Genomic DNA, 21308 nt, shown 5'->3' with positions numbered 1-21308 from the left:
TCCGAGCCGTCGCCGGGCGGACATGACATGGCAGCAAGAGGCCGTGAGGACATGCGCAAGATCCTTCATGCCGACTGCGACTGTTTCTATGCCGCCGTCGAAATGCGTGACAATCCCGCACTGCGCGACATTCCGCTGGCGATCGGAGGCTCTCGGGAACGGCGTGGCGTGATTGCGACCTGCAACTACCCTGCCCGCACTTTTGGCATCCACTCCGCCATGCCCACCGCTCGCGCGCTGCGCCTCTGCCCTCATCTGACCCTGATGCCCGGCGATTTCGACAAGTATCGTGCCGTCTCGAAGGATCTTCAGGCGATCTTCCACGAGCTGACACCACTGGTCGAGCCACTTTCCCTCGACGAGGCCTACCTGGATGTCAGCGATGTCGAGCGCTTTCAGGGCAGTGCCACCTGGATGGCGCAGTGGCTCAAGGAAGCGTGCATGGCACGCACCGGCATCACGGTCTCGGTAGGTGCGGCACCGACGAAGTTTCTGGCCAAGATTGCCAGCGACTGGGAAAAGCCCGATGGCCTCACGGTGATTGCCCCGGACCAGATCGACGACTTCATCGCCACCCTGCCGGTCAACAAGCTACATGGTGTTGGACCGGCAACCGCAGCCCGGCTCGACGCCATGGGCATTGCCACCTGCAGCGATCTCCAGCAACAACCCTTCGACAGACTGCTCGAGGAGTTCGGCAAGTTCGGCCGGCGTCTGTTCGAGCTGTCTCGCGGCATTGACGAACGGCCGGTGCGCACCGAACGCGAGCGCAAATCCATCAGCGTCGAAACCACCTTCGAGGAGGATCTACCCGACCTGCACAGCGCGCAGCAGGCGATCCAGGGGTTGTGCGAGCGGCTGGAAAAGCGCATCGAGGGCCACGGCCAGCCTCCCCTTTCGGGCCTGTTCGTCAAGGTCCGTTTCGACGACTTCAGCATCACCACCATGGAAAGCCGCGGAATGGCGATGACGACGGACAGCTTCGCCCGGTTGCTGGATCAAGCCTGGGCCAGGGCGCACCGCCCGGTGAGGTTGCTGGGCGTCGGTGTGAGGCTGGTTCCCGAACGGGCTCGTCAACAGCTTTCGCTTCCGCTGCCTTCCCCGGAAGACTCCCGTCAAGCATGAACCAGCCTGCTCAGGCCGGTAACAAGCTGGCGCCGCGAGGCCGTTGCATTGTGGGGCATGGCGGCGATCCCGTATAGTAGCACCCACACTTTTGACCTAGCCCCTCCCGATGTTCAAGCCTCGCGTCCAAGTTCGTCCACGCCGTTGTGACCCCCTCCATCTACTTCCCCTGGGCGGCTGTGGTGAGATCGGGATGAATTTCATGCTCTATGGTCATCGCGATCAGTGGATTGTCGTGGATTGCGGCATGATGATTCGCCAGGACCTGCCGGATGGGCCACTGCAGATTCCCGATACCTGCCCGCTCGACACCCTGGAGGTTGTCCCGGAAGCGGTGGTCATCACCCACGGGCATGAAGATCATATCGGCGCCGTGGCCTGGTTGTGGCCACGCTGGGGATGTCGCCTGTATGCCACGCCCCTGGCCGCAGGCCTGCTGCGTAGCAAGTTTGCCGAGCAGGGCCTGCGCAGCGATGCCATCTGCGTCATCGAGCCCGGGGAGGCCCTCGAGATCGGCCACTTTGCGCTGCGCTATCTGCCGGTTACCCACTCGATTCCCGAGAGCTGTGCCCTCTTGCTCGAGGCCGGCAAGCATCGTGTCCTGCACACGGGGGACTGGAAGCTGGACCCGGCCCCGTTGCTGGGACAGCCCATCGACCCGGAGACCTTTCGCGCCATCGCCCCGGTGGATCTGCTGGTGGGTGACTCCACCTGCGCCCCCGAGCCGGGTCACTCGCGGAGTGAAAGCGAGGTGGCGGAGGCCCTTACACAGGCCATCGCCTCGCTGAACGGCCGCGTCGTCGTGAGCTGCTTCGCCAGCAACCTGGATCGGGTACTGGCCATCGGCCGAGCGGCCCAGCGCTGCGGCCGTCGGGTCAGCCTCATGGGACGTTCGATGGAACGCATGGTGCGGATTGCCCGCGGGCTTGGCTATCTGGAGGACTTTCCCGCCCTGGTGCCAGTGCATGACCTTGGCTACCTGCCACCGGAAGAGGTGCTAGTGATTGCCACCGGCAGCCAGGGCGAATCGAAAGCCGCCCTGTCGCGTCTCGCGGCCGGGCGTCACCCCCACTTCGAGCTGACCCGAGGTGACAGCGTGATCTTCTCGGCCCGTGCCATCCCGGGCAATGAGCGCCTCATCGAGCGCCTCAAGCATGCCCTGCGACTGGCCGGGGTGACACTGCTGGATGACACGGCTGAAGCGAGTCTGCATGCTTCCGGGCACCCCTACCAGGATGAGCTGCGTACCTTCTACTCCTGGGTGCAGCCGGCGCGACTGTTACCGGTGCACGGCGAAACCCGGCATCTACAGGCTCATCAGATGCTGGCCGAAGAGTTGGGGATCGACGCACCGGTGATTCCACGCAACGGCGACATGCTTCGCCTGGATGCACAAGGACTCGCACTTCAGGCACGTCATCGTCTGACGCCGCGCATGATCGACCAGAACCGCAACGCCCAGGTGGCCGACACCGTCAATGATGGTGCGTCGCGTCACGGTGAACTCTTCGTGGCGATGACAGTGGCGGCAACGGAGTGCGGTTGGACCCGAATCGGCCAACTGATGCTGGATGACAGCCATGCCAGCCCCCTGGATGATACCGCACTGGCGGAAAGGCTGGATGAGAGTTTGAGTCAGGCACAGGGCGATTCACTGGTCGAGCTGCGTTCCATGCTGTACCCGGATATCCAGGCCTGGCTCGCCGACCGTATGCAGCGAGTGCCGGCGGTGCGCCTGCAGCTGTTCGCCATGGAAACGCCGTCCGACATCGGGCAGGTTTAAAAAAGCACCTGCCATCGCGGGATGGCAGATGATTCTTGCACCTCGCCTACCAACCTGAGCTGGAAGAGCTGTCAGGCTGTTTCGACGGGCGTCATGCTCAGGCCTTGTCGGCATTCTTGGGTGGGCGACCGCGCTTGCGCTTCGGCTGGTCAGGCACAAGGTCCTCCACGGAAAGGCCAGCCTCGTTGATCTGCTCACGAATCTCGGCCAGTTTGCGCGCTTTCTTTTCTTCTTCATCCTGACGACGCTTTTCTTCGTCATTTTTCTGCTCGATCACTTCCCCAATGACTTCGGCCAGCTTGTGCAGTTGTTCCATGCTCAACTGCCGAGCGGCAGCACGGGCCACATTCTTGTTCCGAGCAATTTCTTCCAGGCTCTGGTTAGCCATTACCCCCTCCGCTAAATATTGTTGGTAAATACGTTAGCCGTTGCAGGATTCTATGCCGATTCATGCAGCTTGAACGGGCTGATCAAGTTATCGCAACGGTCGGTTGCACAGCCGTTCCCCGGAAGCTGTTGGCGCAACCTCAACAAAAGTATATTGGCCAAAACGATTTTAGCAAGAAAAGAAAGGAAAATTCCCGGTCCACTCTGCGTAAATAATGTTGGCAAGCAGAACAGCTTGAAGTGAATTACGACAAGTCTTGACCGAGAAAAGAGGCCATCACGGCATGGCCCTCATGCCGAAGGCTGGTGAGCGCTCAACCCCCGGTCATGTTCATGAAGCGCACCACCTGGACGTCACCATCGGTCGTGAAGTGATGTCGTTCCGGCTTAAGGGGCATCGCGGCAATGATGGCCTCCTTGAGCTTTTCGATATTGCCGGGGTGGCGGCGAAGCACGGCACGTAAATCTACCGAATGCTCATTGCCCAGGCAAAGCAGCAACCGCCCTTCCACCGTGACACGCACACGATTGCAGGACGAACAGAAATTGTGGCTATGTGGCGAAATAAACCCTATCCGCGTCTCGCTATCCGTCATGCGAAAATAGCGCGAAGGGCCCGGGGTGGTTTCTGTGGAAGGCACGAGCTCATGCTTTTCCTCAATCATGGCCTTGACTTCGTCACTGGAACAGTAGGTCTCCGCACGCGAATGGTCGGAGACGTCGCCCAGGGGCATTTCCTCGATGAAGCTGATGTCGACCTGCTCACGACGGGCGAAATCGACCAGAGAAATCACTTCGTCATCATTGCGGCCCTTGAGGATCACGGCATTCAGCTTGATACGCCGAAACCCGGCATCACGGGCGGCGCGCATGCCGTCGAGTACCTTGCCGAGGTCCCCGGTGCGCGTCACGCGTTTGAAGCGCTCGGCATCCAGGGTGTCCAGGCTGATATTGAGGCGTTCCAGTCCGCCCTGACGCAATTCCCGCGCGTGCCGGCCCAGACCGGCACCGTTGGTGGTCATTGAAAAATCCCTGAGCCCGGGCAAGGCACCGATATCGTCCACCAGTCGACTGATATCGCGCCGGACCAACGGCTCGCCACCGGTCAGGCGGATCTTCTCGACCCCCAGCTCAGTGAAGGCGCGGGCCACCAGACCCAGCTCCTCGAGACTCAGCACCTCGTCCCGCGGCAGAAAGGTCATCTCTTCGCTCATGCAGTAGACACAGCGAAAGTCACAACGGTCGGTGACGGAAAGGCGCACATAATTGACCCTGCGGCCAAAATTGTCGATCAACTCGTCGCTCATGATGCCTCCCAGCGTCGGGCAGCCTGCAGGTCGGTATGACGCTCGGCCACCCAGTAGTCGCCACTCGCCGTGTGCTCTTTTTTCCAGAAAGGTGCACGGGTCTTCAGATAATCCATGATGAAGTCGCAGGCATCAAAGGCGGCACGGCGATGCTGGCTGGCGATCATGACCAGCACGATCGGATCTCCCAGTTGCAGATGCCCCACGCGGTGTACCACATTCACTGCCTGCAGTGGCCAGCGTTGTTCAGCCTCGGCGACGATGCCGGCCAATGATGACTCTGTCATGCCGGGATAATGCTCAAGGCTCAACCCCTGAACGTCAGGGCGCTCATTGAAGTCCCTCACCAGTCCGGTAAAGCTGACGACCGCACCGATATCCCGGCGCCCGTCGAGCAGCAAGCGCTGCTCCTCACCGACCTCGAAGGGTTGGGACTGCACGCGGATCATTGACTCAGCCTCCGGTTACGGGGGGAAAGAAAGCTACTTCATCATCGGCGGTCAGCGGGGTGGCATCGCCGGCCATGACCTGATTAACGGCACACAGAGTTCGTCCTTCATCGAGTCCGGCAAAGCGTGAGTCCATGTCTTTTAATGCGGCTTTCAGACCACCGATGTCGGTGGATGCCATACGCTGAAAAGGCACATTGATTTCGCCCACCCCCAGACGCTCACGCAACTCGGCCAGGCACTTGACCCGCACACAGGGTTCGCCTGCACTGCTCAGGGTGCCCAGTGAAACCTCACCACTGCCGCCCTGGCCGGTCACGATCGGCGTCGTCCTGTAATAGTTACCGGAAGCACCGCCACTTTTCTGTTCCAGTTGAATGGAATCGATCACCATGTCCTTGTCGACGGCCTTGCACATGTCATAGAGCGTCAGACACGCAACCGAGACCGCCGTCAGGGCTTCCATCTCGACGCCGGTCCGACCATTCAGGCGACATTGGGCCGTGACATGGACACAGCTGCGGGCATCATCCAGCGCAAAGTCGACCTCGACCTTCGACAGGGGCAAGGCATGACATAAGGGAATCAATTCATGCGTGCGCTTGGCCCCCTGAATGGCCGCAATACGTGCCGTGGCCAGCACATCGCCCTTGGGCATCTGGCCCTCGACCAGACGCTGCAGCGTGGCCGGGTGCATGTGAATGGCCCCGGTAGCCTTCGCTTCACGTCGGCTCTCCGGCTTGTCGGCCACATCGACCATACGCGCTTCGCCATTGGCATTGAGGTGAGTCAGAGTCATGGTGTGATTACCTGGTGTCGGCTGGTCGGGTAGAACATCATCACGGTATAGAATGTAGGAGTCGTCTCGCTGCGTCTTGTGACAGCAGCACGGCAGTTTTGATCGAAGGGAGCCGGCCTCTCCCCTCTACGGCGGTACCCGAGCCCTCGGTCAGTCGCCCCCGGGGAGGTCACGCGGCACCCGCTGGGTCGGCCAGCGACGCGGCCACTCGCTTATCCAGTCGACCAGACACGCGAGGTCGTCCAGGTCCAGCCGCTCGACGTTGTCCGGCGCTCCGCTATAGCCCTGACTGGCCACCGCCTTGACCCAGGGGTCATGCGCCGCCAGCGCTGGCTTGCCGAGCCCCTCCCGGTAGAGTTCCAGCTTGGGCAAGGGCCAGGCCTTGAAGCCCTCGACCAGAACCAGATCGGGCGCATGGTGACTGACCATCTCGATCAGTTCCCCCAGATCCGCCTCTTCCCGCTCCGGGGTTTCCATCATCAGCGCGATGCGCGCTCGGGAAGCCACCAGCATGGGGGTGGCACCGGCCTCGCGCAGCCGGTGACTGTCCTTGCCGGGGGTATCGACATCGAAGGCATGATGGGCATGCTTGATGACCGCTACCCTCAGGCCGCGTTGACGTAGTGCCGGCAGGAGCTGCTCGAGCAGGGTCGTCTTGCCGGTACCGCTCCAGGCTGCAATGCCCAGCAAGGCGGGCGACTCCGGCAGGTACAGAGTGGCGGGGGGCGTATCAGTCATGGGCTCACGACTCCTTGCCGCGCCTTCGCTCGAGGTCTAAGCGCTCATCGCGTGTATTGAGATTGGTGAACGCCGCAGGACAATCCGAGAAATCGGCCCAGACTCGCCGATGGCGGGCCTGCCAGGTGTCGAGCTTGCGCTCGCCACGCGCCAGGCAGGCGGCCAGATCATCGGCCAGATCAACTCGAACCAGCGCCACCACCGGGTGAGGTCGCGTGCCGTCGTGCGCCACGACAACGTCCGCTGTGCCACGCTGGTCGACAAGCCGAGCAACCAGGCTGGACGGCAGCCCCGGCACATCGCAGGGTACCATAACAAGCCAGGCGCCTCGCGCCGCCTGGAGACCACTGTAGAGGCCCATCAGGGGGCCGCGGTAATCCGGCTCGACATCCGCGACGACGCGATCCGCCAGCTCGGCGTAAGCCGCGCAGTGGCGATTGGCCACGATCACCAGCTCTTTCACATGGTCGCGCAGTACGCCGGCGGCGTAACCGGCAAGGGGCCGGCCGTCGAACGCTACCAGCCCCTTGTCGCAGCCCCCCATGCGTCGGCCCCTGCCGCCGGCCAGTACCAGCCCCGTCAGCTCATCACGAGGGATCACCACGCCTCCTGACGCTTGTCATCGACGTTCATCATTGATGCCTCTCATGATGCCTGAGCGAAATGCGGGGTGCCATGATGCATTGCCCGGTTCAGTCTTCCGCTTCATGGGGCAGGACGGCATTAAGCACAATACCGATCAGAGCGGCCAGGCTGACACCCTGAAGGGTGAACTGCCCTTCTCCGAACTGCATGCCGCCGATGCCGAAGACCAGGATCAACGAGACCACGACCAGATTGCGCGACGCCGTCAGCGTACTACCCGCGCGCACCAGGGTATTCATGCCGACCACGGCGATGGAGCCGAACAAGAGTGTCATGATACCGCCCATGACCGGAGCAGGTATGGTCTGCAGCACAGCGCCCAGCTTGCCGAGAAACGACAGCAGTATCGCGATGATGGCCGTAACCAGCATGATGCGCGGATTGAAGGCCCGCGTCAGAGTAACCGCACCGGTCACTTCGGAGTAGGTGGTGTTCGGCGGCCCACCGAACAACGCCGCCGAGCAAGTCGCCAGCCCATCGCCCAGCAGGGTACGGTGCAGGCCGGGTTTTTCGAGGTAGTGACGACGGGTCACCGAGCCGATCGCCACCATGTCGCCGATATGCTCGACCGCGGGCGCGATGGCGACCGGAATCATGAACAGAATGGCCGCCCAGTGAAAGCTCGGCGCCGTGAACGTCGGCAGCGCGAGCCATTCCGCCTGATGGACCGCGGAGAAGTCCACAAGCCCCATGACCATGGCCAGCACGTAACCGGTCACGATACCACCCATGATGGGCACCAGACGTATCAGGCCGCGGCCGAACACGGCCAGCACCAGGGTCACCAGCAGGCTCGCCATGGAGAGGGTGATGGCCTGCCCGTAGGTGATGTTCTCGCTGGTACCACCGGTCGCCATGTCGACGGCCACCGGCGCCAGCGCCAGGCCGATCACCATGATAACGGGCCCGACCACCACGGGTGGCAGAAGGCGGTGCAGCCAGGCCGTGCCCTTGAGCCGGACCAACTGAGAGATCAGAACATAGACCAGGCCGGCGGCCAGGATCCCGCCAAGCGTCGCCGGAATCCCGAAACTCTTGACCGAGCTTTGTATCGGGGCAATAAAAGCAAAGGAGGAAGCCAGGAAGACGGGCACGCTGACCCCCGTCACGGCATGAAAGACCAGGGTTCCCGCCCCCGCGGTAAAGAGGGCCACATTGGGATCCAGGCCGGTCAGCAAGGGCACCAGCACCAAGGCGCCAAAGGCCACGAAGAGCATCTGTGCCCCGACCAGCAGGGTACGGAGGGGAGAGTCCGACGGCATTGCCGCGGCGGAAGTATCTTCAGTCATGCAGAGCTCCTGAATGGCGGAGTGAAGAGCTTGGTCAAAGATGCCATTCTAGCAACCCCGCCTTGTCCGGTAACCCCGCTCCGCCCCCTGTGTGGCGAGCCCTGCTCGCCGGCAGGCGTCCGCCGGCGGCGCCGCCTGGTTCAGGCATTGTCCAGCGTGGCGGCCGGCCGCGACTCGGCCTGCCGGGACTGCCAGTATTCGGCCAGGCGCTTCTCGGCCTGTTCATCGAAGAGGATTCGGCACGCCTCGACGAGCCCGGGAGACGCCTCGAGAGTTTCCCGAGACACCACCAGCTCGACCTTGGACCGGCGGCGCAGAAAGTCGTCCAGCTTGGTGATCATTTCGCTGCGCCGCGCCAGCTTGAGCTCACAACGCAGATACTCGGTGCCTTCTATCAGCACATTGGCCTGCTCCGGGTCGAGCCGAATGTCCTCGAGCAGCTCCAGCGCCTGCCGGCCATAACGCCGCCACAGGCGCGTACTCAGAGGCTCCGATGCATCCGGATGAGCCATGGCATCCAGGTTCATGCGGCTGGCCTGGTGCATGAAGTCATCACGCACCGCGTCGTCCGCCTCGCCGTACCAGCGGAAGTCCGGGCTGGGAATCTCGACACCCAGCTTTCGCACCTCCTCGACCACTTCCTCGCCGACATTCAGGCAGTCGGTCAACTTGCCACCGAAGATACTCAGATGACAGCTTTGGCGGTCGATGTCGATGGCATGCTTGCGTGAGAGGTTGAGAAAGTCGCGATCATTGCCGCCGCTGGGCTTGACGGCCAGTGGCCTGACACCACAGCGAGTGGAGATGATGTCCTGCTCGGTCAACGGCTGTTCGAGCTCGAGGCGCTTGTTGATGTTGTCGAGCACGAAACGGATATCGTCCTCGGTCACCGAGACTTCCGGGCTTTCGACGCGAGTGTCGGTGGTGCCGATGCAGGTGCGTCGCCCCATGGGAATCACAAAAAAAAGGCGACCATCATCGGCGAAGAAAGCCAGCACCCGCTTGTTGGGTGTCAGTTGGGGGACCACCAGATGTATCCCCTTGGAAAATACATGATGATGGCCGGTGGACTGGTTCGACAGCTGGTTGTGGCGGTCCACCCAGGGGCCGGCCGCATTGATCAGCACTCGCGAGCGAACCTCGAAGGTCCGGCCGCCGACGCCATCTCTCACCTTCGTCACCCAGACATCGCCCTCACGGTGCGAGCCCAGGGATTCGACGTAATTGGCGGCCACGGTGCCGAAATCCAGGGCATTGCGCACAAAGCTGAAGACAAAACGGGCATCGTTGTCATGCAGATAGGCATCGGAATATTCGAAGCCCCCCTGGGCATTGGCGATATTGATGATCGCCTCGCGGGCGCGGATGCTGTCAGGCCGCAGGTAATTCGGCATGCGGGTAAAGGCACTGCCCATCAGCCAGTAGAGCCAGGTCCCCGCCCAGGGATACAGCGGATGGTGGCGAAAGCCCTTGTCGATGGTGGTCAGAAAGCGGATTTCCTGAACCGTCGAGGGATAGCTCTTGATGAGATGATTGCGGCTCTTGCACAGCTTGCGCACCAGCTTGAAATCGCCACTCTCCATGTACTTGATGCCACCCCAGACGAGGTTGGAAGAGTGCATGCTGGTACTGCCGGCGAAGTCGCCGCGGTCGATCAACGCCACACTGCTGCCCTTGCCACTGAGTGCCGCGGCGGCCGAGGCACCGTTGATCCCGGCGCCGATGACCAGGGTGTCGAATGTCTGTTCGGTCAATTGCCGAATATTGCTTTGTCTCAGTTGCATGATTGGCCCTTGTTCAGAAAGTGGGCCCCGTCGGACTCTACCGAGCGGGGCCCAAGGTCCCGTTCAGGCAACCGGTAACGCGTCAGTGAACCGCCCGAGCCAGGGCCCGGGCGGCCAGTGTCATTAGCGTTCGCCGGCGGCCATCCACGCCTCCATCAACTCGTCGTAGGGCACGGTCTTGCCCTCGGGCATTTCGTTGTTCAGCTTCTGCTTGGGGGCACCCGGCTGTTCGAGCCAATGCGCGGGGTCACGCTCCTCATTGAGCACTGGCGCATAGCTGTCGAAGACCTTGGCGCGTGCCAGACGCGACATGATGCTGTCGAGGTCACCGGCCAGGTTGTCCAGCGCTTCCTTCGGCGTGATATCGCCGCTGACCGCCGGTGCCAGGTTCTGCCACCACAGCGGTGCCATGCGCGGATAATCCGGCACGTTGGTGGAGGACGGCGTCCAGTTGGACTCGTTGGGGCTGCGGTAGAACTCGACGAGACCGCCCAGCTGCGGCGCCATTTCGGTCATCTGCTCGGAGAAGACGTCAGACTCGCGAATCGGCGTCAGACCTTCCATGAGCTTTTCCAGCGAAACCGTCTTGGACACGGTGAACTGGGCGAACAGCCAGGCCGCCGTACGACGATCCTCGGGGGTGGAGTCGAAGAAGGTCCAGGAGCCCACATCCTGATAGCCGACCTTCATGCCCTCTTCCCAGTAAGGCCCCGTGGGCGACGGTGCCATGCGCCACTTGGGATTGCCCTCGTCGTCGGTCACCGGCAGATCGGGGGCGGTCATGTCGGCGGTAAAGGCGGTGTACCAGAACATCTGCTGGGCGATATTACCCTGCGCCGGTACCGGGCCGGCCTCACCAAAGGTCATGCCGCTGGCCTCGGGCGGTGCATACTTCTCGAGCCAGTCGACCATCTTGGTCACGGCAAAGACCGAAGCCGGCGAGTTGGTCGCACCACCACGAGACACGCTGGCGCCTACCGGCTGGCTCTGCTCGTTGACGCGAATGCCCCAGTCATCCACCGGATTACCGAACGGCACCCCCGGGCTGCCCATACCGGCCATCGACAGCCAGGAGTCGTGGAAGCGCCAGCCAAGGGAGGGATCGCGACGACCATAGTCCATGTGGCCATAGACGGTCTCGCCATCGATCTCACCGACATGCTCGGTGAAGAACTCGGCGATGTCCTCGTAGGCCGTCCAGTTGGTCGGCACCCCGAGGTCATAGCCGTAGATCTCGCGGAACTGCTCCTGCAGGTCTTCCCGCTGGAACCAGTCATAGCGGAACCAGTAAAGGTTGGCGAACTGCTGGGTAGGCAGCTGATACAGGCTGCCATCCGGACCGGTGCCGTACTGCAGGCCGATGAAGTCTTCCAGATCCAGACTGGGCAGGGTGTAGTCGGACCACTCGTTTTCCATGGCCTCGGAGATGTTGACGGTCGTGCCATAACGAATGTGCGTACCGATGGCATCGGAGTCGTTCACATAGCCGTCGTAGATGTTCCGGCCCGACTGCATCTGGGTCTGCATGTTGTTGACGACATCGCCCTCGCCGATGATGTTGTGCGTCAACTCGATGCCGGTCAGCTCGCTGAAGGCCTCGGCCAGCACATCTCGCTCGTAGATGTGCGTGGTCAGCCCTTCCGCCACCGTGTTGATCTCCATGCCACGGAAGGGTTCGGCGGCCTCGGCGAACCACATCAGTTCCTCGATCTGCTCCTCGCGACTCAGCGTCGAGTCCTGGAAGTGTTCGTCGACCAGACGCTCGGCGATGGCGCGAGCATCATGATCATCGGCGTGCAGCGCACCGCTGGCCAGCATCACGCTGGCGGCCAGTGCAGAGAGTCGCATTGTTGTGTGTTTCATGTTGACCTCTTGAGTTATTGTGGTCCGTCCTGGACAGAAGGCTCCATGCGTTTCTGTCAGCCCCAGCGCATCAGTATCAAGCACCAGACAACCGAGGCGCCGAGAGCCAGCCAGATGCTAAGTGGCGTAAACCCCACGACGATCAGGTGGATGTAGGCCGAGGAAAGCAGCCCGATGAAAAAGCGGTCCCCGCGAGTCGTCGAGATCGGCAGAAAGCCCTTGCGCTCGATTGTCGGGGATACCAGCTCCCAGGTCGTCATGCAGGCCAGCAGGACCGCAATGACGGCAAAGAAGACAGTGGTCGGCGTGGTCCAGACCATCCATTCCATGTCACAACCCTCCTCAGGTGCGGCCCAGGGCAAAGCCCTTGGCGATGTGATTGCGAACGAAGTACACCACCACGATGCCCGGCAGTATGGTCAGGGTGCCGGCCGCGGCCAGTGCCCCCCAATCGATCCCCGACGCACCCTTGGTCTGGGTCATTACCGAAGCAATCGGCTGGGCATTGGTCGAGGTCAGGGTGCTGGCCAGCAACAGCTCGACCCAGGAGAACATGAACAGGAAGAACAGGGTGACGCCGATGCCCGAACTGATCATGGGAATGAAAATCTTGACGAAGAACTTCGGAAAACTGTAGCCGTCGATAAAGGCGGTTTCGTCGATTTCCTTGGGCACACCGCTCATGAAGCCTTCCAGAATCCACACCGCCAGCGGAATGTTGAACAGGCAGTGAGCCAGGGCAACGGCCACGTGCGTATCGAACAGCCCCACGGTGTAGTAAAGCTGGAAGTACGGCAGCAGAAAGACCGCCGGCGGCGCCATCAGATTGGTCAACAGCCAGAAGAACAGATGCTTGTCACCGATGAACTGATAGCGGCTGAAGGCATAGGCCGCCGGCAGCGCCACGGCAATGCTGATGAACATGTTCATCACCACATAGGTGATGGAGTTGATATACCCCATGTACCAGCTGGATTCGGTCAGGATCTTGGCATAGTGCTCGATCGTGAAATCATCCGGCCACAGCGTCAGACCACCGAGGATTTCGGTATTGGACTGAAAGGACATGTTCAGCAGCCAGTAGATGGGCAGCAGAACGAAGACAATATAGGCGGCCATCAGGCCACGGCGGCGCCACTGGCGGGATGCCGGGCGTGCCTTGCGACGCCGACGATTGTCGGCAGCCGCGGCTTGTTGACGAACCGCATCGGGGGTGGTCGGCGAAGATGAGTCGGTCATCTCAAGCCTCCTTGTTGTTGTCTTTCTGCATGTTCATGATCGCGGTGTAGAACACCCAGGTGACCAGCAGAATGATCAGGAAGTAGATCAGCGAGAAGGCGGCAGAGGGCCCGAGGTCCTGCTGGCCGATGGCCATGGTGGTCAGCGATTGACTGAGAAAGGTCGTGGAGCTGCCCGGCCCGCCACCGGTGAGCACGAAGGGCTCGGCGTAGATCATGAAAGAGTGCATGAAGCGCAGCAGCACACCGATCACCAGCACATTGGTGAGCTTGGGCAACTGGATATAGCGAAACACCGACCACTTCGAGGCGCGATCGATGCGCGCCGCCTGATAATAGGCATCCGGGATCGAACGCAGGCCGCTATAGCACAACAGCGCGATCAGCGGCGTCCAGTGCCAGACATCCATGAGGATGATGGTGGCCCAGGCATCCACCGGACTGGAGGTGATGTTGTAGCCATAGCCGAGCTCGCGCAGGCTCCAGCCCATCAGGCCGATATCGCCACGGGTGAAGATCTGCCAGATGCTGCCCACCACGTTCCAGGGAATCAGCAACGGCATGGTGACCAGGATCAGTACCGCCGAGGCCTGCCAACCCTTCTTGGGCATGATCAGGGCAATACCGATGCCCAGCGGCACCTCGATGGCCAGCACGGTCAGCGAGAAGGCGAACTGGCGCAACAGCGCCGACTGCAACTCCGGGTTGTTGAGCATCTCGCTGAACCACTCGGTGCCCGTGAAGAAGCGCGTATGGGCATCGAAGACATCCTGCACCGAGTAGTTCACCACCGTCATCAGCGGGATGATGGCCGAGAAGGCCACCAGTAGCAGCATGGGCAGAATCAGCCACCAGGCGCGGTTGTTATAGACTTTATTCATGGTCGATCTCCACGCGGTATTCATCGACATACAGGCCGAGTCGTTCATCCGGGAAGCGTATCCAGGCCGTCTCGACCGGCGTCGCCTCATCCTCGTCGATGCGCGCCTTCAGGGAGACGCCGCCCAGCGACAGGTAGACGATGGAGTAAGTGCCCAGGTCCTGGGCATGCTCGACACGCGCTTCCATGGCGCCTTCCACCGGCTCGCCGTGTACCTCGATGAAGTCCGGACGAATGCCCAACCGGATGTTCGACGATGAGGTTCGGAGGATGGTGTCGTGAACGCCCTGGCCGACTTCCAGGACGGTGTCGCCGGACCAGACTCTGCCGTCGCGAGCCGCGACATCGAGAAAGTTCATCCCCGGGCTGCCGATGAAATAGCCGACAAAGGTATGGTTGGGAGTCTCGAAGAGTTCCCGCGGCGTGCCGAACTGCACCACCTGCCCCTCGTACATGACCGCGATCTTGTCGGCGAAGGTCGAAGCCTCGAGCTGGTCATGGGTGACGTAGACCATGGTGATCGCGAAGCGCTGGTGAATCTCCTTGAGCTTGCGCCGCAACTTCCACTTGAGCTGCGGGTCGATCACCGTCAGCGGTTCATCGAAGAGAATCGCCGAGACATCATCACGCACCAGCCCCCGCCCCATGGAAACCTTCTGCTTCTCGTCCGCCGAAAGGTTCTTGGCCTTGCGCTTGAGTTGCGAGGTCAGCTCCAGAACATCGGCAACTTCCATGACGCGCTCGTGCACGCGCGATTCCGCGGTCCGCACATTGCGCAGCGGAAACGCCAGATTGTCGTAAACCGTCATGGTGTCGTAGATCACCGGGAACTGGAAAACCTGGGCTATGTTGCGCTCCTCGGGCGGCAACTCGTTGACCATCTCGCCATCGAAGAGCACTTTACCACTCGAGGGCTGCAGCAGTCCGGAGATGATGTTGAGCAGGGTCGACTTGCCACAGCCGGACGGGCCCAGCAGAGCGTAGGCTCCCCCCTGGTGCCAGACATGGTCCATCTCCCGGATGGCATAATCCTCGGGCGACTGGGGATCGGCCGAGTAGGTATGCGCGAGGGACTTCAGGGTTATCTCGGCCATGTCAGATCCCTCCCAGGTGTGTGGGTATGTGGACCACCGCTCCAGCGCGGTCGAAGGCATAGACCTTGTGAGCCGGGAAATACAGCTTGATCGGCGCATTCACGGCGAATTCGTGCACGCCCTCCAAGTGGACCGTCATGAAGAACTGGTCATTGTGGACGTGCAGAAAGGTTTCAGAACCACTGATTTCGGCCAGGTCCACAGTCATTGCCATCTCGACATCATCCTCGGCGCGTGGCGCCAGCGTGATGTGCGAAGCGCGGATACCGAAACGATACTCCCCCGGGGAAAGCGTGCCCAGCTCCTTGCCAGCCGGAAAGCGCAGGTGCTTGTCGAAGCTGATCTCGGCGCCCGAGACGATGCCCTTGACGATGTTGATGGGGGGCTCGGAGAACATCTCTGCCGCTTCGATGTTGCCCGGCCGGTGATAGACATCCTCGGTGGGGCCGTACTGCAGCAAGCGTCCTTCATGCAATACCGCCGTGTTGCCGCCCAGCGCCAGAGCCTCACCGGGCTCGGTGGTCGCATAGACGGCAATGCAGTTGCGCTCGCTGAATACCGAGCGCAATTCCTCGCGAAATTCTTCGCGCAGCTTGTAGTCCAGGTTGACCAGCGGCTCATCGAAAAGGACCACATCGGCATCCTTGACCAGGGCTCGCCCCATGGCCGTGCGCTGCTGCTGGCCGCCGGAAAGCTCCAGGGGCAGGCGATCCAGCAGGTGCTCCATATGCAGCATCTCGGCAATTTCGCGAACCCGACGATCAATCTCGGCCCTGGCGACACCGGAGAGCTTGAGCGGCGAGGCGATATTGTCGTAGACCGACAGGCTCGGGTAGTTGATGAACTGCTGATAGACCATGGACACGTTGCGATGGCGAACGGAGCGGCCGGTGACATCCTCGCCGTTCATCAGCACTCGCCCTCGCGTGGGCGTATCCAGGCCCGCCATCAGGCGCATCAGGCTGGTCTTGCCCGACAGGGTCCGGCCGAGCAACACATTGAAGGATCCGGGCTCCAGCGTCAGGTTCATGCTGGCGATGTGCGTCTCGCCGCCGACCACCCGATCAATATTTTCTAGGGTCAATGACATACGGATCTCGGCTGTTCGTTGTTGTTGAGATCACGCTAAGCAGGCGTGTCACGTCACGTTAGCCGATATTCGAATTCAGACACAAATGTAAATTCGCGAAAATATCTGACAAGACCGCAATCACGGCCCGATTTACAACACAAGGCTTTGAATATAAAGGATAAATATCCCGGCTATAACTTTTGTCTAGTATCCGGCAAGCAGGCAATTATCAGGGTTCCTGGCCAACCCATGGCTCTATATTTTCGATTTCGAACATTTACAAACAAAAAAAGGAGCCGCCGGCAGCGACTCCTGACTCCCCCCTGATACCCACCGGCCCCGGGGAGCCCTTCGAGCACCGGGCCAGCGGCTCTCAGCGCGTGCCGAAGATCTTGTCACCGGCATCGCCCAGACCGGGCACGATATAGCCGTTGTGGTCGAGCTTCTCGTCCACCGAGGCGGTGTAGATCTCGAGCTCGGGGTAATCGCGCTGCACGCGCTCGATGCCTTCCGGTGCCGCCACCAGCACAATGACCTTGATGTGCTTGCAGCCCTGCTCTCGCAGCATGTCCAGTGTTGCCACCATGGAGCCACCGGTGGCAAGCATCGGGTCAATGACGACTGCCATGCGTTCGTCGAGGTCACCGACGAACTTGGAAAAATAGGGAACAGGCTCGAGGGTGTTTTCATCGCGATACAGCCCCACGACGCTGACGCGCGCGCTGGGGATCAGGTCCGTCACGCCCTCCAGCATGCCCAGGCCGGCACGCAGAATGGGCACGATGGTGACCTTCTTGCCCTTGAGCTGATTGACGGTAATGGGTTCGCCACTCCAGCCAGGAATGTCCTGATGCACCAGCTCAAGGTCCTGGGTAGCTTCGTAGGTCAACAACTTGGCGACCTCGCCGGCCAGCTCGCGAAAGCTCTTGGTGCTGATGCCTGCCTGGCGCATCAGGCCGAGTTTGTGCTGGACGAGCGGATGTTGAATGGCGTGGACACTCATGGGCGAGAACCTCTTGGCGGCGGGTTGGGTCGATGGCCATCCGGGCAAGCAGCCCGGCACAGATCGCCGAGCATTCTACCCGTATCCCGCCGCAAGGTTAAGCTGGCACCATAAGGCGCCTACACCCTTCCCGGGCAGACTGGCTCATGGCTGGTCGGGAAGCTGCCAATCCACAGGGCTTCGTCCCTGCTCGACCAGGAAGCTATTGGCAGCCGAAAAATGCCGACAACCGAAGAACCCCCGGTAGGCCGAGAGCGGCGACGGATGCGGCGCCTCGAGAACAAGGTGGCGACGCGTGTCGATCAGCGCCTTCTTCTTGCGCGCCGGACCACCCCACAACAGGAAAACGGTGGGCCCGGCGTGCTGATTGACGGCCTCTATGGCACGGTCGGTAAAGGTCTCCCAACCCTTGCCTCGATGCGAACCGGCATTACCCTGCTCCACCGTCAGCGAGGTGTTGAGCAACAGAACCCCCTGGCGTGCCCAGCTTTCGAGAAAGCCATGATCGACCGGCTGGCAGCCCAGATCGGCCTTGAGCTCCTTGTAGATGTTGTGCAGAGATGGCGGTATCTGAATACCCGGGCGTACCGAGAAGCACAGGCCATGAGCCTGGTCAGGGCCGTGATAAGGGTCCTGACCCAGAATCACCACTTGCACCTGATCTAGCGGGGTCAGCTCAAAGGCGCGAAACCACTGCGAGGAATGCGGGTAAATAACCTTATGCGCGGCCTTCTCGGCCGCCAGAAAATCCCGCAAGGCCTGCATGTAGGAGGCCTCGAATTCGCCACCGAGGTGATCATGCCAGCTATCGGGAAGTACCTTGCTCATGCCTCACCCCTAAATCTCGAGGGATCGACCGAAGCGCACGGGCGTCACTCGTCCTCGGTGAACGAGCAGACCGCAAAGACGCTGTACCCGGCATCACGAATCAGCTGCCCACCGCCCAGGTCGGGCAGATCGACGATAGTCGAGGTCTCGACCACCAGCCCCCCACTGCGCGTGATCAGCTTGGCCGCCGCAAGCATGGTGCCACCGGTCGCAATCAGGTCATCGACCAGCAGAATGCGATCTCCCTCACGGAAAGCATCGGCGTGCAACTCCACTTCCGCCTCTCCGTATTCCAGGGTGTAAGTCTCGCTGATGGTCTGGAACGGTAGCTTGCCCTTCTTGCGCACCGGCACGAAACTGCAGCCCAACTCATAGGCCAGAGGCGCCCCGATGATGAAGCCGCGGGCGTCGATGGCGGCAATGGCGTCGAGCTCCATCTCCTGATAACGGTGCACGAAGCTGTCGATCAGCTTGCGGAACGCCGCACTGTTCTGCAAAAGGGGCGTGATGTCGCGAAAGTTGACCCCTTCCTGTGGCCAGTCGGGAACGGTACGAACCACAGACTTGATATAGTCGCCGTAGATGCTCATCACGAATCTCAGTCGGTAAATGTCAGTCGAGGAACAGGAACTTGGCGGCAAACACCAGCGCCAGAATGACCACAGCCGGGTTCAGGTCGTGAAAACGTCCTGCCAGGGCTTTGATTGCCACGAAGCTGATGAAGCCCAGGGCGATGCCTTCGGCGATCGAGAAGGTCAGGGGCATGGCCAGCGCGGCGATCAGCACCGGTGCAGCTTCCGTGGCGTCCTCCCAGTCGGCATGGGCCAGACTACCAGCCATCAGTACGGCCACATAGAGCAGAGCCCCGGCCGTTGCATAGGCAGGAATCGAACCCGCCAGCGGCGCGAAGAAGAGGCTGACCAGAAAGAGCAATGCCACCACCACAGCGGTCAGGCCGGTCCGACCACCCGAGACAATGCCCGCGGTCGACTCGATGTAGCTGGTGGTGGTCGAGGTGCCCAAGGCGGCACCGGCCATGGAAGCCGAGCTGTCGGCCATCATGGCCCTGCCGATACGCGGTAACCGACCCCGCTCGTCGAGCAGTCCGCCGCGATGCGCCACACCGATCAATGTGCCCGAGGTATCGAACAGATCGACGAACAGGAAGGCAAAGACCACGCTGAGCATCGCCACATCCAGCGCGCCCATCAGGTCCATGGCCATGAAGGTCGGCGCAATCGCCGGCGGCATGGACATGATACCGCCGAATTCATTGTGGCCAAGCAGGATGGCGATGATTGTCACGCCGAGAATACCGATCATCACCGCGCCGGTGACCCGCAGATGGGCCAGCGCCGTGATCACGAAAAAACCCAGCAAGGCATAGAGAGCCGAGGGCTCGGTCAGATCGCCAAGGGTCACGAAGGTCGCCTCGTTGGCCACGACAACACCGGCGTTCTTCAGGGCAATCATCGCCAGAAAAAGCCCGATACCCGCCGCGATTCCCAGGCGCAAGGACATGGGAATCGAGTTGATAATCCACTCGCGGATGCGAAAGATGCTGAGCAGGAAGAAGGTCAGACCGGACAGGAAGACCGCCCCAAGCGCGGCTTCCCAGCTATATCCCATGCCCATGACCACGCCATAGGTAAAGAAAGCATTGAGCCCCATGCCGGGCGCCAGCGCAATCGGATAGTTGGCCCAGAGCCCCATGATCAGACAGCCAAGCGCCGAGGCCAGGCAGGTCGCCACGAAAACCGCACCATAATCCATGCCGGACTCCGAGAGAATGCTCGGGTTGACGAAGATGATATACGCCATGGTCAGGAAGGTGGTGATACCCGCGATCACTTCCGTCCTGATCGTGGTGCCGTGCTCGGCGAGCTTGAAATGGTTGTCGATCCTGCGTTTGAGCATCAGTCGTGTCCTTTACGCCGGCTGTACCGGCGATAGCTGGAGTCCGGGAGCAAGAAAACGCGACATGATAGCGGATGGTGCCGCATCTTGCGAGACGCCCGTCCGGGCCCCTCAGTGCCCACGCCCGGCCAGCACCCGCTCAACCGTTTCGACGATGGCCTGGGTCTGAGGGTCGATCTCCAGGTTCACCAGCTCGCCCACCACTCGCTCGGCGATCACCGTGCGTGCCAACGTCTCCGGTATCAGGTCGACACAGAAACGCACCGCGCCGACTTCCGGGTCGCTCTCGACACGGCCGATAGTCAGGCTGGTGCCGTCGACACCGATGTACCCCTTATCGAAGAGAAAGCGCGCCAGCTCTTGGGGTGGCAAAAACCAGATACGCCGGTTGTTGGGCGAACTCTCGATGTCCACGATCTGCGCCATGCCCATGACATGCCCCGACATGGCGTGCCCACCGATCTCGTCACCAAACCGCGCGGCCCGCTCGACATTGACCCGATCGCCGACCTGCAAAGCGCCCAGGTTGGTGACCTTGAGCGTCTCGCGCATCAGATCGAAACTGACCCGCTCGCCGTCGATGGCGGTGACCGTCAGGCATACGCCGTTATGCGACACCGAGGCACCGATCTCGAGTCCGGCGCGCAGAGGTTCCGACAAACGAAGGACATGGCTGCGAAAGTCCTCTGCCTCGCTGATGGCCACGACCTCGGCGGTGCCCTGAACAATTCCCGTGAACATGATGCTTCCCCGCTGGTGGAATGACTGCCGACGGCATGGGCGCCATGCGGCCATGGGCGAGCCTGCGCTCCCCGGCCGACGACAACGCGAACCGATAGTCTATGCAACGCCTCCTCCGGCGTCCACGCTGGCGCCTCCGGCCCGCGGAGCCGGCCGAGCGGGCAAGGGAAGGCGGGACCCGCTTGCCCCGTTTTATCTGCCCGAGGTCAATATCCGGGTTTTCCACTGCTCACCCGGGACACTGGAATGAAGCAAGGCCCTCGCGGTTTGACATACCACGCCGGGCGCCATAGGGTATCGCGCTACATTTCGCAGGCGCCGATTTGACCCCGGATTGCGGGCGCCAGCGCCGCAGAGGCCAGACGT

General features: G+C 61.5%; 21 protein-coding genes. 2 read left to right on the top strand and 19 right to left on the bottom strand.

The features are described 5' to 3' along the window. Window positions 1-51 precede the first annotated feature (51 nt). Both dinB and QWY74_RS06245 read left to right on the top strand, forming a co-directional pair. Window positions 52-1125 (top strand): DNA polymerase IV, encoded by a 1074-nt coding sequence (gene dinB, locus QWY74_RS06250; RefSeq protein ID WP_264825268.1) that lies wholly within the window; start codon window positions 52-54, stop codon window positions 1123-1125. A gap of 193 nt (window positions 1126-1318) precedes the next feature. Next, window positions 1319-2908, top strand: a complete 1590-nt coding sequence (locus QWY74_RS06245; protein ID WP_264825221.1) for a ribonuclease J — start codon at window positions 1319-1321, stop codon at window positions 2906-2908. Between the two features lie 97 nt (window positions 2909-3005). Here QWY74_RS06245 and QWY74_RS06240 read toward each other — a convergent pair whose 3' ends face one another. From QWY74_RS06240 to QWY74_RS06150, 19 genes are all read right to left on the bottom strand, one after another. Next, window positions 3006-3296 (bottom strand): H-NS histone family protein, encoded by a 291-nt coding sequence (locus QWY74_RS06240; protein WP_264825220.1) that lies wholly within the window; start codon window positions 3294-3296, stop codon window positions 3006-3008. 313 nt (window positions 3297-3609) lie between these two features. After that, window positions 3610-4602 carry a GTP 3',8-cyclase MoaA gene (gene moaA / locus QWY74_RS06235; RefSeq protein WP_264825219.1) on the bottom strand — a complete coding sequence of 331 codons (993 nt, stop codon included), beginning with the start codon at window positions 4600-4602 and terminating at the stop codon, window positions 3610-3612. Further along, window positions 4599-5051, bottom strand: coding sequence for a molybdopterin synthase catalytic subunit MoaE (gene moaE, locus QWY74_RS06230; RefSeq protein WP_264825218.1), 453 nt, complete (start codon window positions 5049-5051; stop codon window positions 4599-4601). The genes moaA and moaE overlap by 4 nt, the downstream gene beginning before the upstream one ends. 4 nt (window positions 5052-5055) lie before the next feature. Next, a complete protein-coding gene (gene moaC, locus QWY74_RS06225; RefSeq protein WP_264825217.1) occupies window positions 5056-5850 on the bottom strand; it encodes a cyclic pyranopterin monophosphate synthase MoaC in 795 nt (264 codons plus the stop codon). Between the two features lie 150 nt (window positions 5851-6000). Next, the gene (gene mobB, locus QWY74_RS06220) at window positions 6001-6588 is read right to left on the bottom strand and encodes a molybdopterin-guanine dinucleotide biosynthesis protein B (protein WP_264825216.1); all 588 of its coding nucleotides are present in this window, start codon (window positions 6586-6588) and stop codon (window positions 6001-6003) included. 4 nt (window positions 6589-6592) lie between these two features. Further along, window positions 6593-7189, bottom strand: a complete 597-nt coding sequence (mobA, locus tag QWY74_RS06215; RefSeq protein WP_264825215.1) for a molybdenum cofactor guanylyltransferase MobA — start codon at window positions 7187-7189, stop codon at window positions 6593-6595. Between the two features lie 91 nt (window positions 7190-7280). Continuing rightward, entirely contained in the window at window positions 7281-8522 is a 1242-nt protein-coding gene (locus QWY74_RS06210; RefSeq protein WP_290313989.1) for a uracil-xanthine permease family protein, read from the bottom strand. A 140-nt stretch (window positions 8523-8662) separates the two neighbouring features. Then, on the bottom strand, window positions 8663-10306 hold the full coding sequence (locus tag QWY74_RS06205) for a glycerol-3-phosphate dehydrogenase/oxidase (RefSeq protein WP_264825213.1): 1644 nt from the start codon (window positions 10304-10306) through the stop codon (window positions 8663-8665). Window positions 10307-10429: 123 nt separating this feature from the next. Next, window positions 10430-12169, bottom strand: a complete 1740-nt coding sequence (locus QWY74_RS06200) for an ABC transporter substrate-binding protein (RefSeq protein ID WP_264825212.1) — start codon at window positions 12167-12169, stop codon at window positions 10430-10432. A gap of 56 nt (window positions 12170-12225) precedes the next feature. Beyond that, the gene (locus tag QWY74_RS06195; protein ID WP_264825211.1) at window positions 12226-12498 is read right to left on the bottom strand and encodes a DUF2160 domain-containing protein; all 273 of its coding nucleotides are present in this window, start codon (window positions 12496-12498) and stop codon (window positions 12226-12228) included. A gap of 13 nt (window positions 12499-12511) precedes the next feature. After that, window positions 12512-13408 carry a carbohydrate ABC transporter permease gene (locus tag QWY74_RS06190; protein ID WP_264825210.1) on the bottom strand — a complete coding sequence of 299 codons (897 nt, stop codon included), beginning with the start codon at window positions 13406-13408 and terminating at the stop codon, window positions 12512-12514. Window position 13409: 1 nt separating this feature from the next. After that, window positions 13410-14288 (bottom strand): carbohydrate ABC transporter permease, encoded by an 879-nt coding sequence (locus tag QWY74_RS06185; RefSeq protein ID WP_264825209.1) that lies wholly within the window; start codon window positions 14286-14288, stop codon window positions 13410-13412. Next, window positions 14281-15381 (bottom strand): ABC transporter ATP-binding protein, encoded by a 1101-nt coding sequence (locus QWY74_RS06180; protein WP_264825208.1) that lies wholly within the window; start codon window positions 15379-15381, stop codon window positions 14281-14283. Before QWY74_RS06180 ends, QWY74_RS06185 begins: the two co-directional genes overlap by 8 nt. Before the next feature lies 1 nt (window position 15382). After that, window positions 15383-16471 (bottom strand): ABC transporter ATP-binding protein, encoded by a 1089-nt coding sequence (locus QWY74_RS06175; RefSeq protein WP_264825207.1) that lies wholly within the window; start codon window positions 16469-16471, stop codon window positions 15383-15385. 355 nt (window positions 16472-16826) lie between these two features. Continuing rightward, a complete protein-coding gene (upp, locus tag QWY74_RS06170; RefSeq protein ID WP_264825206.1) occupies window positions 16827-17456 on the bottom strand; it encodes a uracil phosphoribosyltransferase in 630 nt (209 codons plus the stop codon). 144 nt (window positions 17457-17600) lie between these two features. Continuing rightward, window positions 17601-18284, bottom strand: coding sequence for a uracil-DNA glycosylase (ung, locus tag QWY74_RS06165; protein ID WP_264825205.1), 684 nt, complete (start codon window positions 18282-18284; stop codon window positions 17601-17603). Between the two features lie 44 nt (window positions 18285-18328). After that, on the bottom strand, window positions 18329-18874 hold the full coding sequence (locus QWY74_RS06160) for an adenine phosphoribosyltransferase (RefSeq protein ID WP_264825204.1): 546 nt from the start codon (window positions 18872-18874) through the stop codon (window positions 18329-18331). Between the two features lie 22 nt (window positions 18875-18896). Further along, window positions 18897-20201, bottom strand: coding sequence for an NCS2 family permease (locus tag QWY74_RS06155; protein WP_264825203.1), 1305 nt, complete (start codon window positions 20199-20201; stop codon window positions 18897-18899). A 111-nt stretch (window positions 20202-20312) separates the two neighbouring features. Continuing rightward, the gene (locus QWY74_RS06150; RefSeq protein ID WP_290313987.1) at window positions 20313-20942 is read right to left on the bottom strand and encodes a riboflavin synthase subunit alpha; all 630 of its coding nucleotides are present in this window, start codon (window positions 20940-20942) and stop codon (window positions 20313-20315) included. Window positions 20943-21308: the final 366 nt, after the last annotated feature.

Origin of the sequence: Halomonas almeriensis, assembly GCF_030409235.1 — a bacterium.
Classification (GTDB): domain Bacteria; phylum Pseudomonadota; class Gammaproteobacteria; order Pseudomonadales; family Halomonadaceae; genus Halomonas; species Halomonas almeriensis.
Note: the sequence above shows the minus strand (reverse complement) of the source record. Positions and strands in the feature narration are given on the sequence as shown.

Coding starts and splice junctions, on each gene's coding strand:
- QWY74_RS06240 (WP_264825220.1), bottom strand. CDS start 3,296: ATGGCTAACCAGAGCCTGGAAGAAATTGCTCGGAACAAGAATGTGGCC.
- moaE (WP_264825218.1), bottom strand. CDS start 5,051: ATGATCCGCGTGCAGTCCCAACCCTTCGAGGTCGGTGAGGAGCAGCGC.
- ung (WP_264825205.1), bottom strand. CDS start 18,284: ATGAGCAAGGTACTTCCCGATAGCTGGCATGATCACCTCGGTGGCGAA.
- upp (WP_264825206.1), bottom strand. CDS start 17,456: ATGAGTGTCCACGCCATTCAACATCCGCTCGTCCAGCACAAACTCGGC.
- moaC (WP_264825217.1), bottom strand. CDS start 5,850: ATGACTCTGACTCACCTCAATGCCAATGGCGAAGCGCGTATGGTCGAT.
- QWY74_RS06245 (WP_264825221.1), top strand. CDS start 1,319: ATGAATTTCATGCTCTATGGTCATCGCGATCAGTGGATTGTCGTGGAT.
- QWY74_RS06200 (WP_264825212.1), bottom strand. CDS start 12,169: ATGAAACACACAACAATGCGACTCTCTGCACTGGCCGCCAGCGTGATG.
- QWY74_RS06210 (WP_290313989.1), bottom strand. CDS start 8,522: ATGACTGAAGATACTTCCGCCGCGGCAATGCCGTCGGACTCTCCCCTC.
- QWY74_RS06185 (WP_264825209.1), bottom strand. CDS start 14,288: ATGAATAAAGTCTATAACAACCGCGCCTGGTGGCTGATTCTGCCCATG.
- QWY74_RS06150 (WP_290313987.1), bottom strand. CDS start 20,942: ATGTTCACGGGAATTGTTCAGGGCACCGCCGAGGTCGTGGCCATCAGC.
- QWY74_RS06195 (WP_264825211.1), bottom strand. CDS start 12,498: ATGGAATGGATGGTCTGGACCACGCCGACCACTGTCTTCTTTGCCGTC.
- moaA (WP_264825219.1), bottom strand. CDS start 4,602: ATGAGCGACGAGTTGATCGACAATTTTGGCCGCAGGGTCAATTATGTG.
- QWY74_RS06190 (WP_264825210.1), bottom strand. CDS start 13,408: ATGACCGACTCATCTTCGCCGACCACCCCCGATGCGGTTCGTCAACAA.
- QWY74_RS06155 (WP_264825203.1), bottom strand. CDS start 20,201: ATGCTCAAACGCAGGATCGACAACCATTTCAAGCTCGCCGAGCACGGC.
- QWY74_RS06175 (WP_264825207.1), bottom strand. CDS start 16,471: ATGTCATTGACCCTAGAAAATATTGATCGGGTGGTCGGCGGCGAGACG.
- QWY74_RS06180 (WP_264825208.1), bottom strand. CDS start 15,381: ATGGCCGAGATAACCCTGAAGTCCCTCGCGCATACCTACTCGGCCGAT.
- mobB (WP_264825216.1), bottom strand. CDS start 6,588: ATGACTGATACGCCCCCCGCCACTCTGTACCTGCCGGAGTCGCCCGCC.
- QWY74_RS06205 (WP_264825213.1), bottom strand. CDS start 10,306: ATGCAACTGAGACAAAGCAATATTCGGCAATTGACCGAACAGACATTC.
- QWY74_RS06160 (WP_264825204.1), bottom strand. CDS start 18,874: ATGAGCATCTACGGCGACTATATCAAGTCTGTGGTTCGTACCGTTCCC.
- dinB (WP_264825268.1), top strand. CDS start 52: ATGCGCAAGATCCTTCATGCCGACTGCGACTGTTTCTATGCCGCCGTC.